Below are 26,935 nucleotides of genomic sequence, written 5' to 3'. Positions count from 1 at the left end.
CGCGGTTCATGCCAGGGAGAACGGTCATGCATGGGACCATCGAGAGCGCGGCCAAGCTCGACGCACTTCGCACGCGCGCGTCGTCACTGCCGCTGGAGCAATTCGATCCGGGCGACCCCGAGTTGTTCAGGACCGATACGTTCTGGCCCTATTTCGATCGGCTGCGCCGGGAAGATCCCGTGCACTACTGCAAGGACTCGATGTTCGGGCCGTACTGGTCGGTGACGCGCTACAACGACATCATGGAGATCGAGACCAACCATTCGGTGTTCTCCTCGGCCTCCGCGCTCGGCGGCATCACCATCCGCGACATCGATCCGGATCTGCGCCGCGAAAGCTTCATCTCGATGGACCCGCCGCGCCATGCGGCCCAGCGCAAGACCGTGGCGCCGATGTTCACGCCGACGCATCTGGACAACCTCGCCATCAACATCCGCAAGCGCTCGGCCGAGTGCCTGGACAATCTGCCCCGCGGCGAGGTGTTCGACTGGGTCGACCGCGTCTCGATCGAGCTGACAACGCAGATGCTGGCTGTGCTGTTCGACTTCCCCTGGGAGGACCGTCGCAAGCTGACGCGCTGGTCCGACATCGCCACCACCATTCCCGGCCCCGACGGCCTCGTTGCGACCGAGGACGAGCGGCAGGCCGAGCTGACGGAATGCGCGGGCTATTTCTCGAGGCTGTGGAAGGAACGCATCGAACAGCCGCCGAAGAGCGACCTCTTGTCGATGATGGCGCATGGCGCCGCGACGCGCGACATGGACGCGAAGAACTTCCTCGGCAATCTCATCCTTTTGATCGTCGGCGGCAACGACACCACCCGCAACACCATGTCGGGCTCGCTTCTCGCGCTGAGCCAGCATCCGGAGCAATATCGCAAGCTGCGCGAGAACCCCGATCTGCTCGACAGCTTCGTGCCGGAGGTGATCCGCTGGCAGACGCCGCTCGCGCATATGCGGCGCACGGCGCTCTCCGATTTCGCGTTCCGCGGCAAGCAGATCAAGAAGGGTGACAAGGTCGTGATGTGGTACGTCTCGGGCAACCGCGACGAGGAGGCGATCGAAAGGCCCTACGAATTCATCATCGACCGCGCCCGCCCCCGCACGCATCTGTCCTTCGGCTTCGGCATCCACCGCTGCGTGGGCCTCAGGCTTGCCGAGCTCCAGCTCAAGATAATTTGGGAAGAAATTCTCAAGCGATTCGACCATATTGACGTGGTCGGCGAACCCACCCGGGTCTATTCGAGTTTCGTAAAGGGTATCGAGACGCTGCCGGTGAAGATTGCTGCGTGAGTCGAACGCAACGGAGCCACGATCATGAACATCCAAGCGCCGGTTAAAGTGGACAAGGCCGAACGCATGCGCAGGGCTCGCGAGGAGGCCTATGCGACGCCGCTGTCGCAATTCCACCCCGGCGCGCCCCGGCTGTTCCAGGACGACACGCTGTGGCCCTGGTTCGAGCGGCTGCGCAAGGAAGAGCCGGTGCATTACTGCACCAACGCGCCGATCGAGCCCTATTGGTCGGTGGTGAAGTACGACGACATCATGCATGTCGACACCAATCACGGCATCTTCTCCTCGGACTCCAAGCTCGGCGGCATCTCGATCCGAGACGTGCCGGAAGGCTATGACTATCCAAGCTTCATCGCGATGGACCAGCCCCGGCATTCGGCGCAGCGCAAGACGGTGTCGCCGATGTTCACGCCGACGCACCTGGACGAGCTGGCAAGACTGATCCGCCAGCGCTCGCAGACCGTGCTCGACAATCTGCCGCGCAACGAGACCTTCAACTTCGTCGAGCGCGTCTCGATCGAGCTGACCACGCAGATGCTGGCGACCCTGTTCGACTTTCCCTGGGAGGAGCGGCGCAAGCTGACGCGCTGGTCCGACGTGTCGACTGCGCTGCCCAAGAGCGGCATCGTCGCCAGCGCCGAAGAGCGCCGCCGCGAGATGGACGAGTGCTATGCCTTTATGTCCAAGCTCTGGAACGAGCGCGTCAACTCGGCACCGCGCAACGACCTGTTGTCGCTGATGGCGCACAACGAGGCCACGCGCTACATGGATCCCGACAACCTCATGGGCAACATCATCCTGCTCATCGTCGGCGGCAACGACACCACGCGCAACACCATGACCGGCTCGGTGCTGGCGCTGAACGAGAACCCGGACCAGTACGACAAGCTGCGCGCCAATCCGGCTCTCATTGATTCCATGGTGCCGGAGGTGATCCGCTGGCAGACGCCGCTGGCGCATATGCGGCGCACCGCGCTAGAGGATACCGAGATCGGCGGCAAGCACATCAAGAAAGGCGACCGCGTCGTGATGTGGTACGTCTCCGGCAATCGCGACGAGGAGATGTTCGAGAAGCCGAACGAGTTCATCATCGACCGCCCGCGCCCGCGCACCCACCTCTCCTTCGGCTTCGGCATTCACCGCTGCGTCGGCATGCGGCTGGCCGAATTGCAACTGCGGATCGTCTGGGAGGAGATGCTGAAGCGGTTCGACCGCATCGAGGTGGTCGGCGAGCCCAAGCGGATCTATTCGAGCTTCATCAAGGGATACGAGTCGCTGCCGGTGCGGATACCGGGGTAGGTGGAGTGCCTTGAGCCAAAGCGCCTCACCAAACTCCGCTGTCATGCCCCGCCTAGTGCGCAATTGCGCACGGGGGGCGGGGCATCCAGTACGCCGCAGCTTCTCGGTTCCAGCCGTGAGGCCTCTGGAATACTGGATTGCCCGCCCCTGTGCGCAATTGCGCACTAGGCGGGCAATGACACCGAGGGTGGGGCTGGGAGCACACCGCCCCTAACGCTCCGCTATCACACCTCCCCAGCTATAAAATTTCGGCATGACAGCTCGCGCCAGATGTGAAGGCACGACCGCCCGCGACTGTTCTACGACACGCCATCTAACTCAATTTGATGTCCCACACACCTTCCTTGCGGCAGGCGGCGACCTCCTCGCGCAACAGCGCAGTGATGGCGAGCGAGGCCGTCGAGGCCGGGCGATCGATCGGAGAGGCAAAGATGAGCTCGCGCGTCATCGGCTTGGATACGGGCGCGGTTTCCAGCCGTCCGTCGGCGACCTCGCCGTGGACCGACGACGGCGGCAGCAGAGCGAAGCCGAGGCCCTCCTCGACGAGGCTGGTCAGCACGCGGAAGGAATCCGCCTCGAGCTGGACGTCGAGCTTGATCTTGCGCTGGGCGGCGGCGTGCTCGATCAGCGCGCGGAGGCCGTGGGAATGAGAGGGCAGCACCAGGCGCTGGCGGAGCAGCCAGCCGATGTCGACGCTCTTCTTGCGCGCCAGGCCGCAGCCGCGCGGGCCGACCGCGACGATGTTGTCGCGCCCGAGGCTCTGCACGTTGAGATGCAGATCGGCCGAGCGGCCGTAGAGAATGGCGAGGTCCATCTCGCCGCGATGCAGCCATTCGACGAGATGGCCGCTGTAGCTCTCGACGATGCGCAGCGAGATGCCGGGAAATTTTTCGACGCAGCGCCGCGCAAAGCGCGCCGACAGCACGCAGCTCACGGTCGGAACCAGGCCGAGCACGACCTGCCCGGACGGCGGGCCCTTGGCCGACTGGATGTCGTCGCGGATCTGGTCGATCTGCCGCACGATGCCGGAGGTGCGCGCGAGCAGCAGGCGCCCGGCCTCGGTCAGCACCATGCCGCGGCCGTTGCGGGTGAACAGATCGGTGCGCAGCTCGTGTTCCAGCAGCTTGATCTGCCTGGAGAGCGCCGGCTGCGCCACGCGCAGCGTGTCGGAGGCCTTGGACAGGCTGCCAAGCTCCGCCACGCAACTGAAGGTCCTGAGCTGCCGGAAATCCATGCTTGCCAATCCTGGAAGGCTACTCCATACGCTATAACAAATGAGCATAGGGGGCTGGCGATGTTTTCACAACGCCAGGGGATCGGCCGGCGTTATCTTAACTGCCGCTAGATACGGGAAACGCCATGAGTCAAGACCATCACACCGAAGATTACGCCGATATTCGCGAGGCTGTCGCAAAGCTCTGCGCGCAGTTCCCCGGCGAATACTGGCGCAAGCTCGATCGCGAGATGGCTTACCCGACGGCCTTTGTCGACGCGCTGACGCAGGCCGGCTATCTTTCGGTGCTGATCCCGGAAGAGTATGGCGGCGCGGGCCTGAAGCTTTCCGCCGCCGCCGCGATCCTGGAAGAGATCCAGCGCGCGGGCTGCAATGGCGGCGGCTGCCACGCCCAGATGTACACGATGGGCACCGTGCTGCGGCACGGCAATGCCGAGCAGAAGGCAAAATATCTGCCGAAGATCGCGAGCGGCGAATTGCGCTTGCAGGCCTTCGGCGTCACCGAGCCGACCAGCGGCACCGACACCTCATCGCTGAAAACCTTCGCGCGCAAGGAAGGCAACGACAGCTACATCGTCAACGGCCAGAAGATCTGGACCAGCCGCGCCGAGCATTCCGACCTGATGATCCTCTTGGCGCGCACCACGCCGAAGGAGCAGGTCAAGAAGCGCACCGATGGTCTCTCGGTGTTCATCGTCGACATGCGCGAGGCCAAGGGCAAGGGCCTGGAGATCCGCCCGATCCGCACCATGATGAACCACGCCACCACCGAAGTGTTCTTCACCGACATGAAGGTGCCAGCGGAGAATTTGATCGGCGAGGAAGGCAAGGGTTTCCGCTACATCCTCTCGGGCATGAATGCGGAGCGCATTTTGATCGCCGCCGAATGCGTCGGCGACGCCAAATGGTTCATCGCCAAGGCCACGAACTACGCCAAGGAGCGCAGCGTGTTCGGCCGGCCGATCGGCCAGAACCAGGGCATCCAGTTCCCGATCGCCAAGGCTTACGCCGCGATGCGCGCGGCCGAATTGATGGTCAAGGAAGCGACACGCAAATACGAGGCCGGGCTCGACTGCGGCGCGGAGGCCAACATGGCCAAGATGCTGGCGGCGGACGCGTCCTGGGAGGCGGCGAACGCCTGCATCCAGACCCATGGCGGCTTCGGCTTCGCCGAGGAATACGACGTCGAGCGCAAATTCCGCGAGACGCGGCTCTACCAGGTGGCGCCGATCTCGACCAACCTCGTGCTGTCCTACGTTGCCGAGCACGTGCTCGGCATGCCGCGCTCGTACTGAGGTCCGATCATGGGCGCACTTGACGGGATCAGGGTGATTGCGGTCGAGCAGGCGGTGGCGGCGCCGTTCTGCTCCTCGCGCCTGGCGGATGCCGGCGCCGAGGTGATCAAGATCGAGCGGCCTGAGGGCGATTTCGCCCGCGGCTATGACGCGGCGGCCAAGGGCCAGAGCAGCTATTTCGTGTGGCTCAACCGCGGCAAGCAATCCGCCGTGGTCGATCTCACGACGAAGGAAGGCCGCGCCGAGCTGGAAAAGCTGATCGCCAGCGCCGACGTGCTGATCCAGAACCTCAAGCCGGGCTCGATGGACAAGCTCGGCTTTTCCCGTGAGCGGCTCTTGAAGGACTATCCGAAGCTGATCTCGTGCACCATCACCGGCTACGGCGACGAGGGCCCCTATGCGCATCGCAAGGCCTACGACCTGCTGATCCAGGCCGAGAGCGGCCTCGCCTCGATCACCGGCAATCCCGATGGCGCCTCGCGCGTCGGCATGTCGATCGTCGACGTTGCGACCGGCGCGACCGCGCATGCGGCGATCCTGGAAGCGCTGATCGCGCGCGGGCGCACCGGCAAGGGCGCCGACATCCGCATCTCCATGTTCGATGTGATGGCAGACTGGTGCACCGTGCCGCTGCTCAATGCCGAGGCCGGCAATCCGCCCAAGCGCATGGGCCTGCGCCATCCCTCGATCGCGCCCTATGGCGTGTTCACCTCCAAGGACGGCAAGGACATCCTGATCTCGATCCAAAGCGAGCGTGAGTGGAAGACTCTCTGCGTCAAAGTGCTGGACCAGCCGGACCTGCCGGCCGACCCGCGCGTCGCCAACATGGTCGAGCGGGTGCGCAACCGCGACTTCACCGACAAGACCGTTGCCGATATCTTCGGCAGGATGACGCGCGATGAGCTGCTCAAGCGCCTGTCCGACGCGGACATCGCCTTTGCCGAGGTCAACACCATGGCCGACCTCACCAACCATCCGCATCTGCGCCGCATCGAGGTCGACACGCCGCAGGGACGCGTCAGCTATCCCGCACCGGCGCCGATCATTGTCGGCGAGACGCGCACTTACGGCCCGGTGCCCGCCATCGGCGAAAAGCCCCAGTCCAAATAACGAGAGCGAGGCGTCATGACCGAGAAGCTCGACATCGATCATCTCAGGCAATGGATCGGCCGCAGCACGGAGGCCACCGACATCGTCACCGCGCAGCTCGTCAAAGGCCTGCGCGCGACGCTGTTCCAGGAGGTCGGCGAGCCCAAGGCGGGCGATGCCGCGCCGTTCACGGTGCACTGGTGCCTGGCGCAGCCGGTGTTTCCGATGTCGATGCTAGGGCCCGACGGCCACCCGACCCGCGGCGGCTTCCTGCCGCCGGTGCCACTGCCGCGCCGGATGTGGGCCGGCGGCGAGATCGAATTCCTGCAGCCGCTTCGCGTCGGCGATGAATCGACGCGGACCTCGCGCATTGCCGATGTGCAGGTGAAGACGGGATCGACCGGCACGCTGTGCTTCGTCTCGGTCGAGCACAGCATCTCGTCACCGCGCGGCACCGCCATCCGCGAGCGGCAGGACATCGTCTATCGCGAGATGACGAGCAGCGCGCCCGGCGGCAAGGCCCCGCTCCCGCCGCCGAAGGCACAACATCGCGAGAGCCATGTCTCCGATCCCGTGCTGCTGTTCCGCTATTCCGCGCTGACCTTCAACGGCCACCGCATCCATTACGACCGCGACTATGTCACTGAGGTCGAGGGTTATCCGGGCCTGATCTTCCACGGGCCGCTACAGGCGGCACTGATCATCGAGATGGCGGCCAAGCTGCGCGGCGGCAAGGCGCCGAAGAAATTTACCTATCGCGGTCTGCAGCCGCTGTTCGAGGGCACGGAATTTTCGGTCAACGCCAACGACAGCGGCGAGAGCATGGAGCTGTGGACCGCGAATGCCGAGGGACAGCCGACGATGAAGGGCACGGCGGTGTGGTGATAGATATACCGTCATTCCGGGACGGTCCGTAGGACCGGACTATGGTGCGCAATTGCGCACCTGAGAATCTCGAGATTCCGGGTTCGCTTCGCGCTCCGGAACGACGGCTATAATAAGCACAGGGACGGAAACCATGGCCAAGAACGGCAAGACCGGCAGCAAGTCCGTCACCGTGAAGCAGGCGACGCTCGACCTGCTGCGCGCCTTCGGCATCACAAAAGTGTTCGGCAATCCTGGCTCGACCGAGCTGCCGTTCCTGAGCGACTGGCCCGACGACATCGACTACGTGCTGGCGCTGCAGGAGGCCAGCGCGGTCGGTATGGCTGACGGCTACGCCCAAGCGACGCGCAATGCCGGTTTCGTCAATCTGCATTCGGCCGCCGGCGTCGGCAACGCGCTCGGCAACATCTACACCGCGCACCGCAACCAGACCCCGCTCGTGATCACCGCGGGCCAGCAGGCGCGCTCGATCCTTCCCTTGCAGGCGTTCCTCTATGCCGAGCGCGCGTCGGAGTTTCCGCGACCTTACGTCAAATACAGCGTCGAGCCGGCGCGGGCCGAGGATGTGCCCGCCGCGATCGCGCGCGCCTATTACACCGCGATGCAGCCGCCCTGCGGGCCGACCTTCGTGTCGATCCCGATCGACGACTGGACGCATGCCTGTGCGCCGGTCGAAGCGCGCAAGGTCAGCCGGGAGATCGGTCCCGAACCTGACGCGATGGGGGCGCTGGTGAAGGCGCTGATGTCGAGCAAGCACCCTGCCCTCGTCGTCGGGCCCGGCATCGACCGCGCCGGTGCGGTCGATTTGATGGTGCGCGTGGCCGAGAAAGCCAAGGCCAGCGTCTGGGTCAGCCCGTTCTCGGCGCGCTGCTCGTTCCCCGAGCGGCATCCGCAATTTGCGGGCTTCCTGCACGCTTCGCCGGCGCAGCTCTCCGATGCGCTGCGCGAGCACGACCTTGTCGTCGTTATCGGTGCGCCGGTGTTCACCTTCCATGTCGAGGGTCACGCCGCGATCTTCGATGGCGGCACGACCATCTTCCAGATCACCGACGATCCGGATGCAGCGGCGGTGACGCCCGTCGGCACCAGCATCATCGCGACGATGACGTCGGCGCTGAGCCTGCTGCTCGACCTGCTGCCGGAGAGCAAGCGCGCAACGCCAAAAGGCCGCACGCTGCCGCCGGCGCCGCAGGCCGCCGATCCGCTGCCGGTCGAATTTCTGCTGCATTCGCTGTCGCAGGCGATGCCGGATGGCGCGTCACTCGTCGAGGAAGTGCCCTCGCACCGGCCGGCGATGCAAAAATTCCTGCCGATGCGCGGCCAGGACAGTTTCTACACCATGGCGAGCGGCGGCCTCGGCTACTCTCTGCCCGCCGCCGTCGGCATGGCACTCGGCAAGCCGAAGCAGCGCACCGTGTGCCTGATCGGCGACGGCTCGGCGATGTATTCGATCCAGGCGCTGTGGACCGCCGCGCAGCGCAAGCTGCCGCTCACCGTCGTCGTCGTCAACAATTCCGGCTACGGCGCGATGCGCTCGTTCAGTCAGGTGATGCAGGTGAGGAACGTGCCCGGGTTGGAGCTGCCGGGCATCGATTTCGTCCGCCTCGCCGAAGGCATGGGCTGCCATGCGGTGCGGGTGAGCAAGGCGGCGGAGCTGGGCGATGCGCTGAAGCGCGGGATGGCGTTCGACGGCACGAGCCTGGTGGAGGTCGTCGTGGATTCGGCGGTGCCGGTGCTGTACGGGCAGAAGCATTGACGCTGCCGTAGCCCGTAGCTACGACGCCAAGAATCCGCCGTCCGCGGCCAGCACATGCCCGACGACATAGGACGACGCGTCGGACGAGAGCCACACCACCGCCTCCGCGACCTCCTCCGGGCTCCCCATCCGCCGTAGCGGCAGGCCTGCGCTGACGGTTGCGACGTCGCCGACACCGGCGCGCAGCATCATGTCGGTGACGACGCGGCCGGGCGCGACGGCGTTGATGCGGATGCCGCGCGGAGCGTTCTCCAGCGCCACCGAGCGCGTCAGCGAGATCGCGGCGGCCTTCGAGGCCGAGTAGAGCGAGAAGCCGGGATTGGGATTGCGCACGCCGCTGACTGAGGCGTTGACGACGATGCTGCCGCGGCCTTTCGCGAGCATAACGGGCAATTGATGGCGCAGGCACAAGAACAGCGCGCGAACATTGGTGTCGAACACGCTGTCGTAGATATCCGTGCCCTGCTCCTCCAGCGGCGCGCGGCGCTCCTGGAAGCCGGCATTGTTGAAGGCCACGTCGAGCCGGCCGCAGCGCTCGATCGCCGTGCCGACGAGGCGCGCGACGTCGTCCTCCCGCGTGATATCGGTCCTGACCGGGATGGCCTCCACACCGAGCTCGCGGCAGGCCATGGCGGTGGCGTCGATCTCGGCTTCGCGACGGCCGGCGACGAAAATCGCTTCGGCTCCTTCGGCCGCCATCCTTATCGCCGTGGCACGGCCGATGCCACTGCCGCCGCCCGTAACCAGGCAGACCTTGCCCTTCATCCGCGTCCCGGTTGGCAGGGTTCCGCTCATCGTCCACTCCAAAACGCTTGCGCGCGCCGTTGCGCACATATAGTTGTATGATACAACTATATGCCGGGAGTCAAGACGTGGCCGAGCTTTCGCTGATCGACGACATCCGCGCCGCCTCACGCCTGATGGTGCGCGAGCTCGGCTTCATGGACGCGACGGTGGCGGCCTCGGACTATCCGCCCTCGGCGGTGCACACGATCCTGGAGATCGGCATCCGCGGCCCCATGACGTCGGGCGAACTCGGCGATTTCCTGCGGCTGGAGAAATCCAGCGTCAGCCGCCTGGTGCGCAAGCTGATCGACTGCGGCGAGGTCAGGGAGACGCCGGACGAGCTTGATGCACGCAGCAAGCTGTTGTCGCTGACGGCGAAGGGCCGCCGCACGCTGGAAGCGCTGCATGCGTTCGGCCGGCAGCAGGTGCGCGGTGCGCTGGCGGCTCTGACGGAAGCGGAACAGCGCAAGGTGCGCGAGGGCATGATGCTCTACGCGCGGGCGCTCAGGCAGAGCAGGGAGGAGAGCGAGGCGGAGTCGGCTGCTTGACCACCGCTGTCGTCCCCGCGAAGGCGGGGACCCATACCGCGTGATCTATCGGCTAGACACCGGTATCAGTACCGAACAACTGCCAATCTTCGCCAAATGTCTCCCTGTGGTTATGGGTCCCCGCCTTCGCGGGGACGACAGCGAGTGTTTGGCGCAAATGTGCTTCAACCGCCCCGGGATGACCCGACGGTCACTTCCCGAACTCTTCCCGCATCTTCGCCTGGATCTTGGCCATCCCGCCGATCCAGCGGTCGTAGTTCTCGGTCTTCTTGCGCATGTAGCCGAGCAGCTGCGGGTGCGGCAGGATCAGGAAGGTTTCCTGCTCGAGACCGGCGAGCACGTCTTTCGCCACTTGCTCGGGCGTCAGGTCGCCGTCGCCGGATTGCGGGCCCTTCGGGATCGAGCGCAGCATGTTGGTGTCGACGCCCTGCGGGCAAAGGATCGAGACCTTTATGTTGTGGGCCTTGTGCGAGATCGCGAGACTTTCGGCAAAGCCGACCGCGGCGTGCTTCGTCGTCGAATAGGCCGGGCTGCCGACCTGCGACAGCAGGCCTGCGGCCGAGATGGTGTTGAGGAAATAGCCGCCGCCGCGCGCCCTCATGCGGGGGACGAGATGCCGCGCCGCATAGACATGCGCCATGACGTGGATCGCCCAGCTGCGTTGCCAGGGTTCATCCGAGGCGCCGCCGGCATTCTCCGACATCGGATCGAAGCCGCCGCCGATGCCGGCGTTGGAGCAGAACAGCTCGATCGGGCCGAACTGTCGCTCGGTCTCCTCGATGACGTGGGCGATGTCCTTTTCCTGCGCGACGTCGCATTTGAACGCCGCTCCGTCGACCATGGCGGCGACCGCCCGCGCATTGGCGGCGTCCATGTCCGCGACGACGACCTTGGCCGCGCCCGCATTGTGAAAGGCCTCGCACAGCGCCTTGCCGATGCCATTTGCGCCGCCCGTGACGACCACGACCTTGCCGGTCACCTGCATGCGACGTCTCCTCTTGTCTTGTATCGTCTTGTACCGCTTTATACCGCGCCGCTCATTCCGCGTCGCGGGTCCTGGTCAGCTCAACACAAGGTCGAGCACCGCGGTATAATGGCATGCCGCGCCGGCCAAGACAAAGCCGTGCCAGATCGCATTCTGGAAGCGCAGCCGCCGCCAGGCGTGGAAGATCACGCCAAAGCTGTAGAGCAGGCCGCCCGCAAGGATGAAGCCCAGCACCAGCGCAGGCAACGCCCTGACCACGGCGTCGTAGAGCATCATGCCGCTCCAGCCCATCGCGAGGTAGATGCCGACCGAGACGCGGTCGAACCGGCCGGGATAGAGCAGCTTCAGCACGATGCCAAGGATCGCCACGCACCAGACGCCAGCGAGCAGCACCAGCGCGAATACGCAATCTTTCACCTCCAGGATGAACGGCGTGTAGGTCGCGGCGATCAGCAGATAGATCGCGGAATGGTCGAACCGCCGCAGCAGCCATTTGGCCCGCGACACCGGCCAGAGATTATAGGTCGCCGACAGCACCAGCATCGAGAGCAGGCCAGCGACATAGATCGAGACGCCGACGATGTCGGTGGCGTCGGCATAGACCGCCGCCAGCACCACCAGCACGGTCGCGGCGATGATGCCGGAGAGCACGCCGATCGCATGGATAATGCCGTCAGCGATCAGCTCGGCGCGGTCGTAATTCCAGCCGATCGCGTCGGCGGCGGCGTGGACGGAATTGGACGCGAACTGTTTCATTTGGAAGACGGTCATGGCAATCCGCAAAGGCTAGAGGCAATGCCCTCTTGTATGGGTGTTTCGGGACCGGCGCGTCGTTCAAAAGGCTGATTTGCCGACAAAGGCGGTGGAAGTATGAAAGCTTGAATTTCCTCAGGCAATTGCCACTTTTGTGACTAATCCATTTTGCGTATCCCTCGCCCGAGATCCCCTCACGTTCATATGGCATTCAGTTTCCAGGATATGGTCGAGGAGGCGCGGCTGTCGGCGCGCGCCCTGATCGACTATGGCGAGCACTTCTTCAACCCGACGGTGCGGCTTGGTGTCACCGGTTTGTCGCGCGCCGGTAAGACCGTATTCATCACCGCGCTGATCCATGGGCTGACGCGCGGCGGCCGGTTTCCGGTGTTCGAGGCCTATGCCTCGGGCCGGATCGCGCGGGCGCATCTGGCGCCGCAGCCGGACGATGCCGTCCCGCGCTTTGCCTATGAAAGCCATCTGCGCGCATTGATCGAGGAGCGGCGCTGGCCGAACTCGACCGTGGACATCAGCGAGCTCAGGCTCGTCATCGACTACCAGCGCCCGAACGGCGCCGACCGCATGCTGACGCTCGACATCGTCGACTATCCCGGCGAATGGCTGCTGGACCTGCCGCTGCTCCAGAAAAGCTACGAGCAATGGTCGGCGGAGAGCCTGGCGCTGTCGCGCGAGGCGCCGCGCGCGCATCTCGCGACCGAGTGGCACACCCATCTCGCAACGCTCAAGCCCCAAGCGCGCGAGGACGAGCAGGCGACGCTGACGGCCGCAAGGCTCTTCACCGATTATCTTCGCGCCTGCCGCGACGAGCGGTTTGCGATGAGCCTGTTGCCGCCCGGCCGCTTCCTGATGCCCGGCAATCTCGCCGATACGCCGGCGCTGACATTTGCGCCGCTCGATTTGCCCGCCGGCGGGCAGGCGCCGGAGGGATCGCTGTGGGCGATGATGGTGCGGCGCTTCGAGGCCTACAAGGACGTCGTGGTGCGGCCGTTCTTCCGCGATCATTTTGCGCGGCTCGATCGCCAGATCGTGCTGGCCGATGCGCTCGCCGCGTTCAACTCCGGCCCCGAGGCGCTGCACGATCTCGAAGCCGCACTCGCCGGCATTCTCGACTGCTTCAACATCGGCCGCAGCACGTTGCTCTCCAGCCTGTTCCGGCCGCGCATCGACCGCATCCTGTTCGCGGCGACCAAGGCGGATCATCTGCATCATTCCAGCCACGACCGTCTCGAGGCCGTGCTGCGCCGCGCCGTCTCGGGCGCCGTTGCGCGCGCGGAAAATACCGGCGCGGAGATCGACGTCGTGGCGCTGGCCGCCGTGCGCGCCACGCGCGAAGCGCAGGTGGCGCATGGTCGCGACAAATTGCCGTCGATCCTGGGAACGCCGGTCGCGGGCGAAAGCGCTGGCGGCGAGTTCTTCGACGGCAACACGGAGGTTGCGACCTTCCCGGGCGATCTGCCCGTCGATCCCGAGCCGCTGTTCAACGGTGCGGATGCGTTCCGCGGGCTCGCGACGGCGGCCGCCGAGAAGAGCGATTTCCGCTTCCTGCGCTTCCGGCCGCCCAAGCTCGAGCGCGAGGGTAACGACGAGCCCGTGCTGCCACACATCCGCCTCGACCGTGCCTTGCAGTTCCTGATCGGAGACAAGCTCGCATGAACGACCGATCCCAGCAGCGGCGGCCGGCGACGTTCCGGCTCGACGATCCCGGCGTCGTCGTCACGGAGGCCGACGAAACGGGACGGCTCAGTCGCGGCACGATCCAGATCACGCCGGAGCCAGATCCAATGGCGCTGCCGGTGCCGATCGAGGCCGCGCGTCCGGCGCGGCGCGGCTTCCCGTGGGGTACGCTGTTCTGGTCAGGCCTCGCCGGGCTGACGCTGCTCGGCGTCGGACTCGGCGTGGTCCATCTGATCGAGGACCTGTTTTCGCGCAGCGAAAGCCTCGGCTTCGTCGGCCTCGCTTTCGCGTCCGTCACCGCGCTGGCGCTCGCAGTGGTGATTGGGCGCGAGGCATTCGGCCTGGCGCGCCTCACCACGATCGAGAAGCTGCATCAGCGCGCGGCCGCGGTGCTTGCCAATGACGATCGCAAGGAGAGCCGCGTCATCGTGCAGGACCTGCTCAAGATCGCGCATCAGAACCCGCAGCTGGCGCGCGCCCGCGCCACGCTGGAAAGCCATGCCGGCGAGATCATCGACGGCGCCGACATGATCCGGCTCGCCGAGCGCGAGCTGATGTCGCCGCTGGACGCGGAAGCGCGGCGGCTGGTGTCGTCAGCGGCGCAAAAGGTCTCGATCGTCACCGCGGTCTCGCCCCGCGCGGCGATCGACGTGCTGTTCGTGTTCGTCGCCGCGCTGCGCCTGATCCGCCAGCTCGCCTATCTCTATGGCGGCCGTCCCGGTGCACTCGGCATGATCCGCCTGCTCCGCCACGTCATCGCCCATCTCGCCATCACCGGCGGCATGGCCGCGAGCGACAGCCTGGTGCAGCAGATGCTCGGCCACGGCATTGCGGCGAAGCTGTCGCAGCGATTGGGCGAAGGCGTGCTGAACGGGCTGCTGACGGCGCGGCTGGGATTGGCCGCAATCGACGTGACGAGGCCGCTGCCGTTCGCAGCGCTGCCGCCGCCGAAGCTGTCGGATCTGGCAACGGATCTGCTGCGGAAGAAGGATGAGGAGGAGTAGCGGCAAGACGGGTGAGGAGGCTCTCTCCGCGAGACCGGAATCGTAGGGTGGGCAAAGGCGCACTTGCGCCGTGCCCACCATCGATCCAACATCACAACAAAAGCGGTGGGCACGCTTCGCTTTGCCCCCCCTACGATACTGCCTGCTTGGAGAGATCACCCCACCCCGCTCGCGCTGCGCGCGATCGACCACGGGCGAGCTACGCTCGTCCCGGACCCCTCCAGGGGAGGGTAAGAGAAGGCGCGCTAGGCGGGCGATCGCTTCTCGAATTCTCCCGCCAGCACCTTCCACTGGAACAGCGGCGAGTCCTTCGGCGGGGACAGCTCCGGGGTCCAGCCGGTGAGCTTTTCAATTACATAGGTGTCCGTCAGAACGCCGCGCCAGCGGCGCTCGACCTCGCCGAGCGGCTCGCGCTTGGCGGGGATGTTCTCCCACAGCGACGAACGGCTGTCCGGCTCACGTCCGACGTAAATCCCCGCATGCCCCCTGATCTTGTCCATGCCGGGATCGCGGAAATCCTGGAAGCGGCCGCGCTCGTTGATCTCGATGACCGGCACGCGGCCCCGGAACAGCCAGCGCATCATGGCGTAGGTGCGATAGTCGGTGGTCGCGATCCAGGTCGCGCCGGTCTCGTCGAGAGCAGCCTGCGCGCGCGCGGCGACCTGCTCGTAGCCGGCTTCCGCGCCGATCGGATCGATCTTGCCGAGCAGATTCCAGGGCGCAGCGACGTAGTAGAGGAACACGATGACGACGAAGGCGATGCCCGAGACGATCGCCGTGTTGGCCCAGAACAGCGATGATCTGAGCATTCGGGCCGACCATCCCTCTTTCGTCATCGTGGCGAGGTTCACCGCGGCGGCCGCAAAGCCCACCGGCCACATGAACATCGGCCAGGTGTCGCCGACCCGAAGCGTCAGCGACTTGAAGAAGAAATACAGAAACGGCACCAGCACGGCGGTCGACAGCAGGATCGCGACCGGCTCGCGCGTGCGATAGCCACGCCACGCCGTCAGCACCAGGCCCGTCAGCACCACCGGCAGCATGACGAAGCCGACCAGGCCGAATTGCAGGCCGATGTAGTCGCCGACCGTACGCAGCGAGATGCCGTAATTGGCGGTGGCGCGCACGCCCTGGAATCGGAACGAGGCCCAGTCGTGCTGCGCGTTCCAGATCAGCACCGGTGAGAACGCTGTTATCGCGAGCAGCACGGCGAGATAAGGGTAAGGGCTCCGCAGCCAGCGCCAGCGCCAGTCCGGCACCAGCAGAAAGGCGGCGACCGCCGGCGCGAACATGATCGCGGTGAATTTCGACAGCATCGAGAGGCCTGCGAACAGGCCGGCCGCGAGCCACCACCGGCCGTCGCCGCCCTGTGCGAGCCGCACCAGCGACCATACCATCGCCACCGCGAAGGGGATGATGGCGACATCGGGCGCGACCTTGGCCATCAACAGGCCGTAATAGAGCGCAGCCTCCGGCATCAGCACCGCGAACATGATGGCGCGCGCATCATGGGTGAGGCGGCGGACGATGTCGGCAAGCAGCAGCTGCGTCACCAGCATCGCGACGATGCCGCCGAAGCGAACGCCGAGATTGGTGTCGCCGAAGATCGCGGTTCCAAAACGGATCAGCCAGGCGATCATGGGTGGATGATCGAGGAAGCTGAGCGCGGCCTCCTTCGACCAGGTCCAGTAATAGGCTTCGTCCGTGCGCAGCTCGATCGCGGAGGCATAGACGTTGCGCAGCAGCGTCATCGCGGCGATGATCGCTGCGGCAACGAGGATGAGACGGCGTTCGGCGCCGTCCGGCTTCGCAGAGATGTCGGGAGCGATCGTCACGGCCGCGCTTTTCCCCGACTTGAGAGGGGGAGTCAATGTGGGGCAAGCCCTCCCCCCGAGTCGTCCCGGACAAGCGCAGCTCTGGACAACGCGTAGCGTTGTCTAGAGCGGAGCGCAGATCCGGGACCCATAGCCACAGGAAGGGGTTTGGCGAGGACTCGGAGTTACCAGCCTGCCCTCAACTGCTCCTGTGATTATGGGTCCCGGATCGGCGCGCGCTTTGGGCGCGCTTGTCCGGGACGACAGCGGAGGTTAGACGCGCCCACCCTACGATTTCGTAACCCTGCCGCGTATGTGACTTCACAACCTGTCCACATCGGGAATTAAACGCTACGCTGGCTGTTCTCCTCGATGGACTGATACAATCGAATCATGGCCACCGCTCCCGTCCATATGCCCGAACTCGTGCGCGCAACCAGCGCGCGGCAGGTGCGGCTCATCTGCGGAATCATCCTGTTCTCCTATGTGGTCAGCCATTTCCTCAACCACGCGCTCGGCAACATCTCGGTCGAGGCCATGGAGGCCGGGGTCTACTACCACACCCTGTTCTGGCAGTTCCTGCCTGTCGCGATCATGTTCTACACGGCGGCGCTGACCCATATGGGGCTCGGCATCTACGCGCTGTATCAACGGAGGCAGTTCCGCTGGCGGACGATCGAGCCGCTCCAGCTGGTACTGGGTCTGAGCATCCCCGCTCTGGTCATGGGGCATGTGATCGGCGTGCGACTCGGCCAGACGCTGTACGGACACCAGAAGCTCTATCCGCAGGAGCTCTATCTGTTCTTCGTCGCTGCGCCGGGCCGGCTCTGGCAGATGACGATCCTGCTCCTGATCGCCTGGGTGCACGGCTGCATCGGCATCTATTTCTGGCTTCGGCTGAAGCCGTTCTTCGCGCGCGCGGCGCCCTATCTGCTCGCGGCCGCCGTGCTGATCCCGACACTGTCGCTGCTCGGCATCTACCAGGGCGGCCGCAGCGTCGCCGCCGACAGTGACGATGGCGAATGGCGCACGCACAATCTCACCCGCCGCCAGGTCGGTACGGTCGCGGAAGGCAATATGCTCGACCGCATCGCCGGCGGCCTCACCGCCGGATATTTCGGTTTGCTGGGACTGGCGCTGGCCGCGCGCGGCGTGCGCGCCTGGCGTGAGCGGCGCGGCGGCATGATTGCGCTGTCCTACGGCAACGGCAAGACGGTACGGGTGCCGAAGGGCCTCTCCGTGCTGGAAGCAAGCCTGCGCCACAACGTGCCGCATGCCAGCGTCTGCGGCGGCCGCGCCCGCTGCTCGACCTGCCGCATCCGCGTCATCGGCGATCATGGCGCCCTGCCCGAACCGTCGCAGCGCGAGGCGTTCGTGCTGACCCGTGTCGGCACCACCGATCCGTCGATCCGGCTTGCGTGCCAGCTGCGTCCGGACTCCGACCTCTCCTTCTTCCAGCTGTTCACGCCCCACACGCATGCAGCGGACGGGCAGGCCTCGACGCCGGCGCGCATCGGCCAGGAGCGCTATCTCGTCAGCCTGTTCGTGGACATGCGCGGCTCGACGCAGCTTGCCGAGAAGCGGCTGCCGTTCGATACGGTCTTCATCGTCAACCGCTTCCTCGGCGCGGTCTCCCAGGCCGTCATCGAGAACGGCGGTCAGCCGAATCAGTTCGTCGGCGACGGCATGCTGGCGCTGTTCGGGCTGTCGGCCGACCCGCAATCCGCGTGCCGGCAGGCGCTGAAGGCCGCAGCTGGAATCGCCACGCATATCGACGAGCTCAACGAGCTCCTGAGCCACGATCTTCGCCAGCCGATCCGCTTCGGCATCGGCATCCACGGCGGCGAGGTCATCATCGGCGACATCGGCTACCGCGATCACATCGTCTTCACCGCGCTCGGCGATGCCGTCAACGTCGCCGCCCGCCTGCAGGACATGACCAAGACGCTGGCCTGCGAGGCCATCGTCTCGGAAGAAGTCCGCCGCACCGCGGACCTTGCCGAGGACGCCCTGCCGCAGCAGGAAGTCGCAATCCGCGGCCGCGACGAGCCGATGGCCGTGCGCGTGGTGGCGAATGCAAGGGAGTTGACGGGGCTGGTCGATCGCGGTGAGCGGGTGGCGGCGTGATGTTCGCCTCTCCCCGCTCGCGGGGAGAGGCCGACGCGCACAGCGCGGCGGGTGAGGGGGACTCTCCGCGAGTCCAACTCTCACCGTCTTCGCGGAGACTCCCCCTCACCCCAACCCTCTCCCCGCAAGCGGGGCGAGGGAGCGCACCGAGGCTGAGGCTAGAGCTGGGCTCAATCTCGTTACGAACGTAACACCGGCCTGCTGCAACGCAGCGGCATGGGCTTGCTGCGAAAGCACGAATTGACATCATCCAAATCGCGGCGACAGATGAGCGCGGGTCTCGCGGTGATGACCGCTGGTCCAACGAAAGAGCTCCGGGAGGAGACCACAATGTTCGATCGACGCGACCTGCTCAAAGGAGCGGGCTTGGCCGCCATTGCGGCCACACTGAATTCCACCAAGGCGCTGGCACTCGACACCGTCACCCTGCCCTTCGCCAATGGCGAACGGCCGCTGGTGAAATATCCGCAGAAGCGGCCGATGATCGGTCTGACCAGCCGGCCGCCGCAGCTCGAGACGCCGTTTGCGGTGTTCAACGACGGCCCGATCACGCCGAACAACGCCTTCTTCGTGCGCTATCACCTCTCCGACCTGCCCTACAATCTCGATCCCGACAAGTTCACGCTCGAGGTCAAGGGCAAGGTCGACAAGCCGCTGAAACTGTCGCTGAAAGACATCAGGAAGATGAAGGCGACGGAGATCGTCGCCGTCAACCAGTGCTCCGGCAACAGCCGCGGTTTCTTCGAGCCGCGCGTCGCAGGCGGCCAGCTCGCCAACGGCGCGATGGGCTGCGCACGCTGGCGCGGCGTGCCGCTGAAGACCGTGCTGGAGATGGCGGGCGTGCAGGCCGGCGCCAAGCAGGTGACGTTCAACGGCATGGACGGGCCGGTCAACGACAAGACGCCCGATTTCATCAAGGCGCTCGATCTCGATCACGCCACCGACGGCGAGGTGATGCTGGCCTATGGCATGAACGGCGAGGACCTGCCGTTCCTCAACGGCTTCCCGCTGCGCCTGATCGTGCCGGGCTATTACGGCACCTATTGGGTCAAGCACCTCAATGAGATCACCATCATCGACAACGTCTATGACGGCTTCTGGATGAAGTCGGCCTATCGCATCCCTGACACGCCCAACAACGCGGTCGAGCCGGGCACCGCGCCGAAGGCGACAATCCCGATCAACCGCTTCACCATCCGCTCCTTCATCACCAGCATCCCCGATGGCGCCAGGCTGAAGGCGGGAGCTGTGACCCTGCGCGGCATCGCCTTCGACGGCGGCAAGGGCATCAAGGAGGTCCAGGTCTCCACCGACGGCGGCAAGACCTGGACCAACGCCAAGCTCGGCAAGAACCTTGGCAAATACGCCTTCCGCGAATGGAAGCTGCCGGTGAAGCTCGCCGCCGGCGGCCATGAGCTCAAGGTCCGCGCCACCGGCAATGGCGGCGAGACGCAGCCGGACACGCCGCGCTGGAACCCGGCGGGTTACTTACGCAACGTCGTCGAAACCGTCCGCGTCAGCGTGGCCTGAAGGAGACTGATCATGCAGCGCACCGTTCTCCTCACCATCACGCTCGCCCTCGCCGCCGCGATGGGTTCGGCGTTTGCCGCGCCGGTCAACTACAAGACCCCGGACGAGGTCGCCGCCTTCAAGCCCGGGCCCAATCTCGAGGTCGTGCAAGGCAATTGCAGCGCCTGCCACTCGTCCGACTACGTCGCCACGCAGCCGCCGATGAAGGACAAGAAGGGCTTCTGGCAGGCCGAGGTGACCAAGATGATCAAGGTCTATGGCGCACCGATCGACGATGCCGATGTCGGCAAGATCGTCGATTATCTGGCTGCGACGTATTGACGGAGGCCGGGACACGTGCGGGTCATTTGACCGCGAAACGGGCAAAACCGGTAAAAACGCCGCGAAGTTGAGCGGAATTCGGCAGAATGCCGATGTGGTTTGAGCTACCAAGCCTGCCACATTCCGCGTATCCTGTAGGACCGAACCGGCCGGTTGGCGGGGACTGGCGGTTCGAGATCTCGGAGGAAGACCCGCGGAGAAGTCGTGATGGCTAAAGGTACGGTCAAGTGGTTCAACCCGACGAAGGGTTATGGATTTATCCAGCCTGCGTCGGGTGGCAAGGATGTGTTCGTGCATATCTCGGCAGTGCAGAAGGCCGGTCTGTCCACCCTGAACGAGGGACAGACGGTGGAATACGAAGAGATCGCAAACCGGGGCAAGACCTCCGCGGAGAACCTCAAAGTATAAGCCCGCGCCAGCCTTTGCTGCCTCCCGGATCTGTCCGGGAGCGGGCCAAGAAAATTTAAGAAGACGGCCGGTGCATTCGACGACAGGCGTTGCGATTGCACAAGGATAGCTATTTTTCCTGCGAAGACCGCTTATCGAACCACAGCAATGACAATCGCGACAGCACTTCGCTAACCCACCGGCAACGGTGCGTCGCGCTTGATCTCCTCCATCACCGCATAGGTCCGCGTCTCGCGCACGCCCGGCATCGACAGCAGGGTCTCGCCGAGGAAGCGTCGATAGGCGGCCATGTCTGCAAGCCGCGCCTTCACAAGATAGTCGAATCCGCCGGCAACCATGTGACACTCCAGCACTTCGGGCGCGAGCTTCACCGCGCGCGCAAAGCGCTCGAAATTGTCGGGCGTGGTCTTGTCGAGCAGCACCTCGACGAACACCAATAGACCGAGACCAAGCCGGTGCGGGTTGAGCCGCGCGCCATAGCCTTCGACAAAGCCCTCGCGCTGCAAGCGCTTCAGCCGTTCGCCGATCGATGTCGGCGACAGCCCGATGCGCTCGGCGAGCTCGACATTGGCGATGCGTCCATCCTCCTGCAAAATCGAGAGGATTTTCCGGTCGATTCGATCGAGTTCCATATTTTCAGCGGCAAATGCGTTCCTTGGCTTCATTTATTACGGCAAAATTGCTAGATTGTCTATCGAACTACGGTCACGCGGGCATTATCCTGGATTTTAGCCACAGGACACGTCATGCCAAACATCCCGCCACCCTTCTCCGCCCCCTACGCACCCGATGATGCCGAGATCGCCGCGCGCCTCTTGCCAGCCTCGCATCTCAGCCCGCCGCAGCAGGCGCGGATCGACCGGACCGCGACGCGGCTGATCGAGGCGATCCGCAAACGCGACGACCGGCTCGGCGGGGTCGAGGACATGCTGCGGGAGTTCGCGCTCTCGACCAAGGAAGGACTGGCGCTGATGGTGCTGGCGGAAGCGCTGCTGCGCGTGCCTGATGCCCGCACCGCCGACCAGTTCATCGAGGACAAGCTCGGCGAGGGCGACTTCATCCATCACGAGACCAAGTCCACCGCCTTCCTGGTCAACGCTTCGGCCTGGGCGCTCGGCCTGTCGGCGCGGGTGATCCAGCCCGGCGAGACGCCCGACGGCACCATCGGCCGGCTGGTGAAGCGGCTCGGCGCGCCGGCGGTGCGCACCGCCACGCGCCAGGCGATGCGGCTGATGGGCAATCACTTCGTGCTGGGCGAGACCATCGAGCAGGCGCTGGAGCGGGGTAAGCCGCGCTCCGGCCAGAAGCCGCGCTATTCCTTCGATATGCTTGGCGAAGGCGCGCGCACGGCGGCCGACGCCAAGCGCTATTTCGACGCCTATGCCAGTGCGATCGAGACGATCGGCAAGGCAGCCGGCAACCATCCCCTGCCCGACCGGCCGGGCATCTCGGTCAAGCTCTCGGCGCTGCATCCGCGCTTCGAGGCGATCAGCCGCGACCGCGTGATGCGCGAATTGGTGCCGCAACTGCTGGACCTCGCGCAGCGCGCCAAGACCTACGACCTGAACTTCACCGTCGATGCCGAGGAAGCCGACCGGCTGGAGCTGTCGCTCGACGTGATCGCGGCAACGCTCGCTGATGCCTCACTTGCCGGCTGGGACGGATTTGGCCTGGCGATCCAGGCCTATCAGAAGCGCGCCAGCGCCGTGATCGACTATGTCGATGCGCTGGCCCGCGCGCATGACCGCAAGCTGATGGTGCGGCTGGTCAAGGGCGCCTATTGGGACACCGAGATCAAGCGCGCGCAGGAGCGCGGGCTCGACGGCTATCCCGTGTTCACGCGCAAGGCGATGACGGACCTGAACTTCGTCGCCTGCGCGACGAAGCTGCTGGCCTTGCGGCCGCGCATCTTCCCGCAATTCGCCACCCACAACGCGCTGACGGTCGCGACCGTGCTGGAGCTTGCAGCCGGCAGCGGCGGCTTCGAATTCCAGCGCCTGCACGGCATGGGCGAGGCGCTGTACGAGCAGCTTGCCAAGGACCACTCTGACATCGCCTACCGCACCTATGCGCCGGTGGGCAGCCATCGCGACCTGCTCGCCTATCTGGTGCGACGGCTGCTGGAGAACGGCGCCAACTCGTCGTTCGTGGCGCAGGCGGCCGATTATCGCGTGCCGGTTTCGGCGCTGCTGCAGCGCCCGGCGGATGCCATCGGCCGGCCGCAACAGGCACCTCATCCCAGGATTCCGCTGCCGGCAGACCTGTTCGCGCCGGAGCGGCGCAATTCGCGCGGCGTCGAATTCGGTGAGCGTGCCGCACTCGACCAATTGCTGACGGACGTCAGGGCCGAGGCGGCCGATCTCAAGCCCATCGCCGACGCGACGCCGCATCAAGCCAACGCGGCGGTGACGGCTGCGCGCGCGGGCTTTGCCAGCTGGAGCCGGACGCCGGCGGGCGCGCGCGCGGCGGCGCTGGAGCAGGCCGCGCATCTCTTGGAGAGCCGAGGTGCCCGTTTCATCGCGCTGTTGCAACGCGAGGGCGGCAAGACGCTCGACGATGCGCTGTCGGAGCTGCGCGAAGCCGCCGACTTCTGCCGCTACTATGCCGCGCAGGGCCGCAAGCTGTTCGGGAACGATGCCGCCATGCCGGGCCCGACCGGCGAGAGCAATGCGCTTGGCCTGCGCGGCCGCGGCGTCTTTGTCGCGATCTCGCCCTGGAATTTTCCGCTGGCGATCTTCCTGGGCCAGGTCTCGGCGGCGCTGATGGCCGGCAACAGCGTGGTCGCCAAGCCCGCCGAGCAGACGCCGCGCATCGCGCGTGAGGCCGTCGCCCTGCTGCACGAGGCCGGCATCCCCACGAGCGTTCTGCATCTCGTCACCGGCGACGGCCGCATCGGGGCCGTGCTGACTGCGCATGCGGATATCGCGGGCGTCGTCTTCACCGGCTCGACCGAGGTCGCGCGCCAGATCAACCGAACGCTCGCTGCCAAGGACGGGCCGATCGTGCCGCTGATCGCGGAGACCGGCGGCATCAATGCCATGATCGCGGATGCCACCGCGCTGCCCGAGCAGGTCACCGATGACGTCGTCACCTCCGCGTTCCGCTCCGCAGGCCAGCGCTGCTCGGCGCTGCGGCTCCTGTTCGTGCAGGAGGATGTCGCCGACCGCATGATCGAGATGATCGCGGGCGCCGCGCGCGAGTTGAAGATCGGCGATCCCTCTGACCTCGCAACCCATGTCGGGCCGGTGATCGATCGCGAAGCCAAGCAGCGCCTCGATGCGCATATCGTGCGGATGACGCGCGAGGCGCGGCTGCACTTTGCAGGCCACGCGCCGGAAGGCTGCTTCGTCGCGCCACACATCTTCGAGCTCAAGGAGGCCGGCCAGCTCACCGAGGAGGTGTTTGGCCCGATCCTCCACGTCGTCCGTTATCGGCCCGAGACCCTCGAACGTGTCTTGCAAGCGATCGAGCGCACCGGCTACGGGCTCACCCTCGGCATCCATTCGCGCATCGACGACACGATCGAGGCGATCATCGACCGCGTCCAGGTCGGCAACATCTACGTCAACCGCAACATGATCGGCGCCGTGGTCGGCGTGCAGCCGTTCGGTGGCAACGGCCTCTCCGGAACCGGCCCCAAGGCCGGCGGCCCGCACTATCTCGCGCGCTTTGCCACCGAGCAGACCGTGACCATCAACACCGCAGCAGCCGGCGGCAATGCTGCGTTGCTTGCGGGGGAGGAGTGAGGCCCTGCGCCGGGCGCCGTTGCATCCCGGTGAAACATCGGTCTAATGCTCCCATCACTGGCCCGCGCCAATTCCAGCGCGCGGGAAACGACAAGAGCGAGGGAGCAACGCCGCGATGGAAAAGGGCATTTTTGCGGGGCTGAAGGTTCTGGACTGCGCGAGCTTCATCGCAGCGCCCGCGGCCGCGACCGTGCTGTCGGATTTCGGCGCCGACGTCATCAAGATCGAGCCGCCCGGCACCGGCGACCCCTACCGCAATCTGCCCAACCTCCCGGGTTATCCGACCGGAGAGCACAATTTCGCCTGGCTGCTCGAGGCGCGCAACAAGAAGAGCATCGCGATCGACCTCGCAAAGCCCGAGGCGCAGGCCGTGCTCTACAAGCTGGTGGAAGAGGCCGACGTCTTCATCACCAACATGCCGCCGCCGGTGCGTGCCAAGCTCGGCATCACCTACGACCATCTCGCCCATCTCAACGACCGGCTGATCTACGCCTCCTTCACCGGCTATGGCGAGAAGGGCGAGGAAGCCAACAAGCCCGGCTTCGACAGCAACGCCTATTGGGCGCGCTCCGGCCTGATGGACCTCGTCCGCGCCGACACCGACACCACGCCGGCGCGCTCGGTCGCCGGCATGGGCGACCATCCCTGCGCCATGGCGTTCTACGGCGCCATCGTCACCGCGCTCTATCAGCGCGAGAAGACCGGCAAGGGCTCGCATGTCGCCTCCAACCTGATGGCGAACGGGGTGTGGGCCGCAAGCGTGCTGGCGCAGGCAAAGCTCTGCGGTGCCAAGTTCGGCGAGCGACGGCCGCGCGAGCGCGCGCTGAACGCGGTCGCCAACCACTATCAATGCAAGGACGGCCGCTGGCTGATCCTGTCGCTGCTGAACGAGGAGAAGCAGTTTCCGACGCTGGCCAAGTGCCTGGGGCGCGAGGACCTGATCGACGATCCCCGCTTCGCCACCAAGGCCGACCGCCACGCCCGCTCGGTCGAGCTGATCAAGATCCTGGACGAGACCTTCGCCACCAGGGATCTCGCCGAATGGCGAAAAATCCTCGACGGCAATGGCCTCGTGTTCGGTGTCGTCGCCATTCTGGACGACATTCCGAACGACAAGCAGATGCTCGACAACGAGGTGCTGGTGCCGTTCGAGAACGACACCATGCTCACCATCAACAGTCCGATCTGGATCGACGGCGCCAAGAAGGTGCAGCCGCGCAAGCCGCCCACTGTGGGCGAGCACAGTGACGAGATTTTGCGCGGCGCGGGATACGACGAGGCGGCGATCAAGGCGCTACGGAGTTCGGGGGCGGTGGGGTAAGCGGCGGTCGCTCCACAAACTCCGGTCATTGCGAGCGCAGCGAAGCAATCCAGAGTTCCGCGGACGCATTGCTGGATTGCTTCGCTGCGCTCGCAATGACGATGGGAGACGATGTAGCTTCACCGCCAACATCCGCGTCGCGAGGTCCCATGCCCAGCTACCGCCTGCACTACTTCCCCGAATCCGGCAACAGCTACAAGCTGGCGCTGATGCTGACGCTTTGCGGCGAGACGTTCGAGCCGATGTGGACCGATTTCGCCGGCGGCGTCACGCGCACGGCAGAGTGGCGCAAGACCGTGAACGAGATGGGCGAGATTCCCGTGCTCGAAATCGATGGCGTGAAGATGACGCAGACCGCGCCGCTCCTGCTGAAACTGGCCGAACAATACGGACGTTTCGGCGCCGAAACGGAGGAAGAACAATTCGAGCTGCTGCGCTGGCTGTTCTGGGACAACCACAAGCTCACCGGCTACATGGCGACTTACCGCTTCATGCGCGCCTTCACCGAGAAGAACGATCCGCAGGTGCTGAAGCATTTCCGCCGACGGATCGAGGACTTCCTCGGCATTCTCGACGGACACCTCCAGCACAATGCCTTTGCAATTGGAGCGAGGCCGACGGTCGCCGATATCTCGATGATGGCCTATCTGCACTATCCCAGCGACGAGCACGGCTTTGATTTCGCGCAGAGTCACCCCGCCATCCACGGCTGGATCGGCCGCATGGCCGCGCTGCCCGGCTGGAAGCCGGCCTATGAGCTGCTGCCGGGCAAGCGGATGACGAATTACGCGAAGTGAGGGGCTTCGATCACCTCAGCGACAGCCAGCCGAGCGTGAACAGGATCCCGCCGATGATGACGACCACCGCGACCGCCCAGATGCTGACGCGAGCGCTGCCGGTGATCTGCTTGGCTTCTTCATTCCGCGCGATCTCGCGATTGCGCTCCTTGTTGGCTTCGCTGGTATCCGTCATGGGTCATCCAAATCGGTCTGTTAGCTTGCGCGTGATCTTTTCGGAAAACCGCTACACACTTTGCGCTGGCGCGGC

General features: G+C 65.4%; 23 protein-coding genes. 16 read left to right on the top strand and 7 right to left on the bottom strand.

What is annotated here, in order from left to right; translation table 11 throughout:
* Positions 1-26: 26 nt before the first annotated feature.
* Both JQ566_RS29535 and JQ566_RS29530 read left to right on the top strand, forming a co-directional pair.
* On the top strand, positions 27-1,292 hold the full coding sequence (locus tag JQ566_RS29535) for a cytochrome P450 (protein ID WP_212378969.1): 1,266 nt from the start codon (positions 27-29) through the stop codon (positions 1,290-1,292).
* A 24-nt stretch (positions 1,293-1,316) separates the two neighbouring features.
* Positions 1,317-2,591 carry a cytochrome P450 gene (locus JQ566_RS29530; protein ID WP_212378968.1) on the top strand — a complete coding sequence of 425 codons (1,275 nt, stop codon included), beginning with the start codon at positions 1,317-1,319 and terminating at the stop codon, positions 2,589-2,591.
* Positions 2,592-2,904: 313 nt separating this feature from the next.
* On the opposite strand, the gene JQ566_RS29525 is transcribed toward JQ566_RS29530, so the two are convergent.
* Complete coding sequence (locus JQ566_RS29525) at positions 2,905-3,825, bottom strand: LysR substrate-binding domain-containing protein (protein ID WP_212378966.1); 921 nt, start codon at positions 3,823-3,825, stop codon at positions 2,905-2,907.
* Positions 3,826-3,950: 125 nt separating this feature from the next.
* Between JQ566_RS29525 and JQ566_RS29520 the strand changes: the two genes are divergently transcribed.
* The 4 genes from JQ566_RS29520 (at position 3,951) to mdlC (ending at position 8,850) form a co-directional block, all read left to right on the top strand.
* Positions 3,951-5,120, top strand: coding sequence for an acyl-CoA dehydrogenase family protein (locus tag JQ566_RS29520; protein ID WP_212378964.1), 1,170 nt, complete (start codon positions 3,951-3,953; stop codon positions 5,118-5,120).
* A 9-nt stretch (positions 5,121-5,129) separates the two neighbouring features.
* Positions 5,130-6,230: a CaiB/BaiF CoA transferase family protein gene (locus tag JQ566_RS29515; protein WP_212378962.1), complete on the top strand. Its 1,101-nt coding sequence runs from the start codon at positions 5,130-5,132 to the stop codon at positions 6,228-6,230.
* Positions 6,231-6,245: 15 nt separating this feature from the next.
* Complete coding sequence (locus JQ566_RS29510) at positions 6,246-7,094, top strand: HTD2 family dehydratase (protein WP_212378960.1); 849 nt, start codon at positions 6,246-6,248, stop codon at positions 7,092-7,094.
* A gap of 133 nt (positions 7,095-7,227) precedes the next feature.
* A complete protein-coding gene (gene mdlC, locus JQ566_RS29505; protein WP_212378958.1) occupies positions 7,228-8,850 on the top strand; it encodes a benzoylformate decarboxylase in 1,623 nt (540 codons plus the stop codon).
* A gap of 18 nt (positions 8,851-8,868) precedes the next feature.
* Here the strand turns inward: mdlC and JQ566_RS29500 are convergent, their stop codons facing one another.
* Positions 8,869-9,645 carry an SDR family NAD(P)-dependent oxidoreductase gene (locus JQ566_RS29500; protein ID WP_212378956.1) on the bottom strand — a complete coding sequence of 259 codons (777 nt, stop codon included), beginning with the start codon at positions 9,643-9,645 and terminating at the stop codon, positions 8,869-8,871.
* Between the two features lie 77 nt (positions 9,646-9,722).
* On the opposite strand from JQ566_RS29500, the gene JQ566_RS29495 reads away from it, so the two are divergent.
* Positions 9,723-10,184, top strand: coding sequence for a MarR family winged helix-turn-helix transcriptional regulator (locus JQ566_RS29495; RefSeq protein ID WP_212378954.1), 462 nt, complete (start codon positions 9,723-9,725; stop codon positions 10,182-10,184).
* A gap of 190 nt (positions 10,185-10,374) precedes the next feature.
* Here the strand turns inward: JQ566_RS29495 and JQ566_RS29490 are convergent, their stop codons facing one another.
* Positions 10,375-11,169: an SDR family oxidoreductase gene (locus JQ566_RS29490; RefSeq protein WP_212378952.1), complete on the bottom strand. Its 795-nt coding sequence runs from the start codon at positions 11,167-11,169 to the stop codon at positions 10,375-10,377.
* Positions 11,170-11,244: 75 nt separating this feature from the next.
* Entirely contained in the window at positions 11,245-11,940 is a 696-nt protein-coding gene (gene trhA / locus JQ566_RS29485; RefSeq protein WP_212378950.1) for a PAQR family membrane homeostasis protein TrhA, read from the bottom strand.
* A gap of 186 nt (positions 11,941-12,126) precedes the next feature.
* Here trhA and JQ566_RS29480 point away from each other — a divergent pair, with 186 nt between their 5' ends.
* Positions 12,127-13,596: a YcjX family GTP-binding protein gene (locus tag JQ566_RS29480; protein WP_212378948.1), complete on the top strand. Its 1,470-nt coding sequence runs from the start codon at positions 12,127-12,129 to the stop codon at positions 13,594-13,596.
* A complete protein-coding gene (locus tag JQ566_RS29475) occupies positions 13,593-14,621 on the top strand; it encodes a YcjF family protein (protein ID WP_212378946.1) in 1,029 nt (342 codons plus the stop codon). The genes JQ566_RS29480 and JQ566_RS29475 overlap by 4 nt, the downstream gene beginning before the upstream one ends.
* Before the next feature lie 245 nt (positions 14,622-14,866).
* Here the strand turns inward: JQ566_RS29475 and JQ566_RS29470 are convergent, their stop codons facing one another.
* Positions 14,867-16,372 carry a glycosyltransferase family 39 protein gene (locus JQ566_RS29470; protein WP_212379020.1) on the bottom strand — a complete coding sequence of 502 codons (1,506 nt, stop codon included), beginning with the start codon at positions 16,370-16,372 and terminating at the stop codon, positions 14,867-14,869.
* 456 nt (positions 16,373-16,828) lie between these two features.
* On the opposite strand from JQ566_RS29470, the gene JQ566_RS29465 reads away from it, so the two are divergent.
* From JQ566_RS29465 to JQ566_RS29450, 4 genes are all read left to right on the top strand, one after another.
* Positions 16,829-18,562, top strand: a complete 1,734-nt coding sequence (locus JQ566_RS29465) for an adenylate/guanylate cyclase domain-containing protein (protein ID WP_212378944.1) — start codon at positions 16,829-16,831, stop codon at positions 18,560-18,562.
* 330 nt (positions 18,563-18,892) lie between these two features.
* Positions 18,893-20,092: a SorA family sulfite dehydrogenase catalytic subunit gene (sorA, locus tag JQ566_RS29460; RefSeq protein WP_212378942.1), complete on the top strand. Its 1,200-nt coding sequence runs from the start codon at positions 18,893-18,895 to the stop codon at positions 20,090-20,092.
* Positions 20,093-20,104: 12 nt separating this feature from the next.
* Complete coding sequence (sorB, locus tag JQ566_RS29455; RefSeq protein WP_212378940.1) at positions 20,105-20,413, top strand: SorB family sulfite dehydrogenase c-type cytochrome subunit; 309 nt, start codon at positions 20,105-20,107, stop codon at positions 20,411-20,413.
* A gap of 207 nt (positions 20,414-20,620) precedes the next feature.
* A complete protein-coding gene (locus tag JQ566_RS29450) occupies positions 20,621-20,821 on the top strand; it encodes a cold-shock protein (protein WP_008563500.1) in 201 nt (66 codons plus the stop codon).
* 170 nt (positions 20,822-20,991) lie between these two features.
* Here the strand turns inward: JQ566_RS29450 and JQ566_RS29445 are convergent, their stop codons facing one another.
* Positions 20,992-21,453, bottom strand: coding sequence for an Lrp/AsnC ligand binding domain-containing protein (locus JQ566_RS29445; RefSeq protein ID WP_018317238.1), 462 nt, complete (start codon positions 21,451-21,453; stop codon positions 20,992-20,994).
* A 114-nt stretch (positions 21,454-21,567) separates the two neighbouring features.
* Here JQ566_RS29445 and putA point away from each other — a divergent pair, with 114 nt between their 5' ends.
* The 3 genes from putA (at position 21,568) to JQ566_RS29430 (ending at position 26,685) form a co-directional block, all read left to right on the top strand.
* Positions 21,568-24,567, top strand: coding sequence for a bifunctional proline dehydrogenase/L-glutamate gamma-semialdehyde dehydrogenase PutA (gene putA, locus JQ566_RS29440; protein ID WP_212378938.1), 3,000 nt, complete (start codon positions 21,568-21,570; stop codon positions 24,565-24,567).
* Positions 24,568-24,682: 115 nt separating this feature from the next.
* Positions 24,683-25,888: a CaiB/BaiF CoA transferase family protein gene (locus tag JQ566_RS29435; RefSeq protein WP_212378936.1), complete on the top strand. Its 1,206-nt coding sequence runs from the start codon at positions 24,683-24,685 to the stop codon at positions 25,886-25,888.
* A gap of 149 nt (positions 25,889-26,037) precedes the next feature.
* Positions 26,038-26,685 (top strand): glutathione S-transferase family protein, encoded by a 648-nt coding sequence (locus JQ566_RS29430; RefSeq protein ID WP_212378934.1) that lies wholly within the window; start codon positions 26,038-26,040, stop codon positions 26,683-26,685.
* A gap of 10 nt (positions 26,686-26,695) precedes the next feature.
* Here JQ566_RS29430 and JQ566_RS29425 read toward each other — a convergent pair whose 3' ends face one another.
* Positions 26,696-26,860 (bottom strand): hypothetical protein, encoded by a 165-nt coding sequence (locus JQ566_RS29425; protein ID WP_212378932.1) that lies wholly within the window; start codon positions 26,858-26,860, stop codon positions 26,696-26,698.
* Positions 26,861-26,935 lie beyond the last annotated feature (75 nt).

Source organism: Bradyrhizobium sp. SZCCT0231, assembly GCF_018130245.1.
In the GTDB taxonomy this organism is placed as follows: Bacteria; Pseudomonadota; Alphaproteobacteria; order Rhizobiales; family Xanthobacteraceae; genus Bradyrhizobium; species Bradyrhizobium japonicum_F.
Note: the sequence above shows the minus strand (reverse complement) of the source record. Positions and strands in the feature narration are given on the sequence as shown.

Excerpts from the sequence above, each read along its gene's own strand:
- JQ566_RS29535 (WP_212378969.1), top strand. The coding sequence starts at position 27 with ATGCATGGGACCATCGAGAGCGCGGCCAAGCTCGACGCACTTCGCACG.
- JQ566_RS29530 (WP_212378968.1), top strand. The coding sequence starts at position 1,317 with ATGAACATCCAAGCGCCGGTTAAAGTGGACAAGGCCGAACGCATGCGC.
- JQ566_RS29525 (WP_212378966.1), bottom strand. The coding sequence starts at position 3,825 with ATGGATTTCCGGCAGCTCAGGACCTTCAGTTGCGTGGCGGAGCTTGGC.
- JQ566_RS29520 (WP_212378964.1), top strand. The coding sequence starts at position 3,951 with ATGAGTCAAGACCATCACACCGAAGATTACGCCGATATTCGCGAGGCT.
- JQ566_RS29515 (WP_212378962.1), top strand. The coding sequence starts at position 5,130 with ATGGGCGCACTTGACGGGATCAGGGTGATTGCGGTCGAGCAGGCGGTG.
- JQ566_RS29510 (WP_212378960.1), top strand. The coding sequence starts at position 6,246 with ATGACCGAGAAGCTCGACATCGATCATCTCAGGCAATGGATCGGCCGC.
- mdlC (WP_212378958.1), top strand. The coding sequence starts at position 7,228 with ATGGCCAAGAACGGCAAGACCGGCAGCAAGTCCGTCACCGTGAAGCAG.
- JQ566_RS29500 (WP_212378956.1), bottom strand. The coding sequence starts at position 9,645 with ATGAGCGGAACCCTGCCAACCGGGACGCGGATGAAGGGCAAGGTCTGC.
- JQ566_RS29490 (WP_212378952.1), bottom strand. The coding sequence starts at position 11,169 with ATGCAGGTGACCGGCAAGGTCGTGGTCGTCACGGGCGGCGCAAATGGC.
- trhA (WP_212378950.1), bottom strand. The coding sequence starts at position 11,940 with ATGACCGTCTTCCAAATGAAACAGTTCGCGTCCAATTCCGTCCACGCC.
- JQ566_RS29480 (WP_212378948.1), top strand. The coding sequence starts at position 12,127 with ATGGCATTCAGTTTCCAGGATATGGTCGAGGAGGCGCGGCTGTCGGCG.
- JQ566_RS29475 (WP_212378946.1), top strand. The coding sequence starts at position 13,593 with ATGAACGACCGATCCCAGCAGCGGCGGCCGGCGACGTTCCGGCTCGAC.
- JQ566_RS29470 (WP_212379020.1), bottom strand. The coding sequence starts at position 16,372 with ATGACGCTGCTGCGCAACGTCTATGCCTCCGCGATCGAGCTGCGCACG.
- JQ566_RS29465 (WP_212378944.1), top strand. The coding sequence starts at position 16,829 with ATGGCCACCGCTCCCGTCCATATGCCCGAACTCGTGCGCGCAACCAGC.
- sorA (WP_212378942.1), top strand. The coding sequence starts at position 18,893 with ATGTTCGATCGACGCGACCTGCTCAAAGGAGCGGGCTTGGCCGCCATT.
- sorB (WP_212378940.1), top strand. The coding sequence starts at position 20,105 with ATGCAGCGCACCGTTCTCCTCACCATCACGCTCGCCCTCGCCGCCGCG.
- JQ566_RS29450 (WP_008563500.1), top strand. The coding sequence starts at position 20,621 with ATGGCTAAAGGTACGGTCAAGTGGTTCAACCCGACGAAGGGTTATGGA.
- JQ566_RS29445 (WP_018317238.1), bottom strand. The coding sequence starts at position 21,453 with ATGGAACTCGATCGAATCGACCGGAAAATCCTCTCGATTTTGCAGGAG.
- putA (WP_212378938.1), top strand. The coding sequence starts at position 21,568 with ATGCCAAACATCCCGCCACCCTTCTCCGCCCCCTACGCACCCGATGAT.
- JQ566_RS29435 (WP_212378936.1), top strand. The coding sequence starts at position 24,683 with ATGGAAAAGGGCATTTTTGCGGGGCTGAAGGTTCTGGACTGCGCGAGC.
- JQ566_RS29430 (WP_212378934.1), top strand. The coding sequence starts at position 26,038 with ATGCCCAGCTACCGCCTGCACTACTTCCCCGAATCCGGCAACAGCTAC.
- JQ566_RS29425 (WP_212378932.1), bottom strand. The coding sequence starts at position 26,860 with ATGACGGATACCAGCGAAGCCAACAAGGAGCGCAATCGCGAGATCGCG.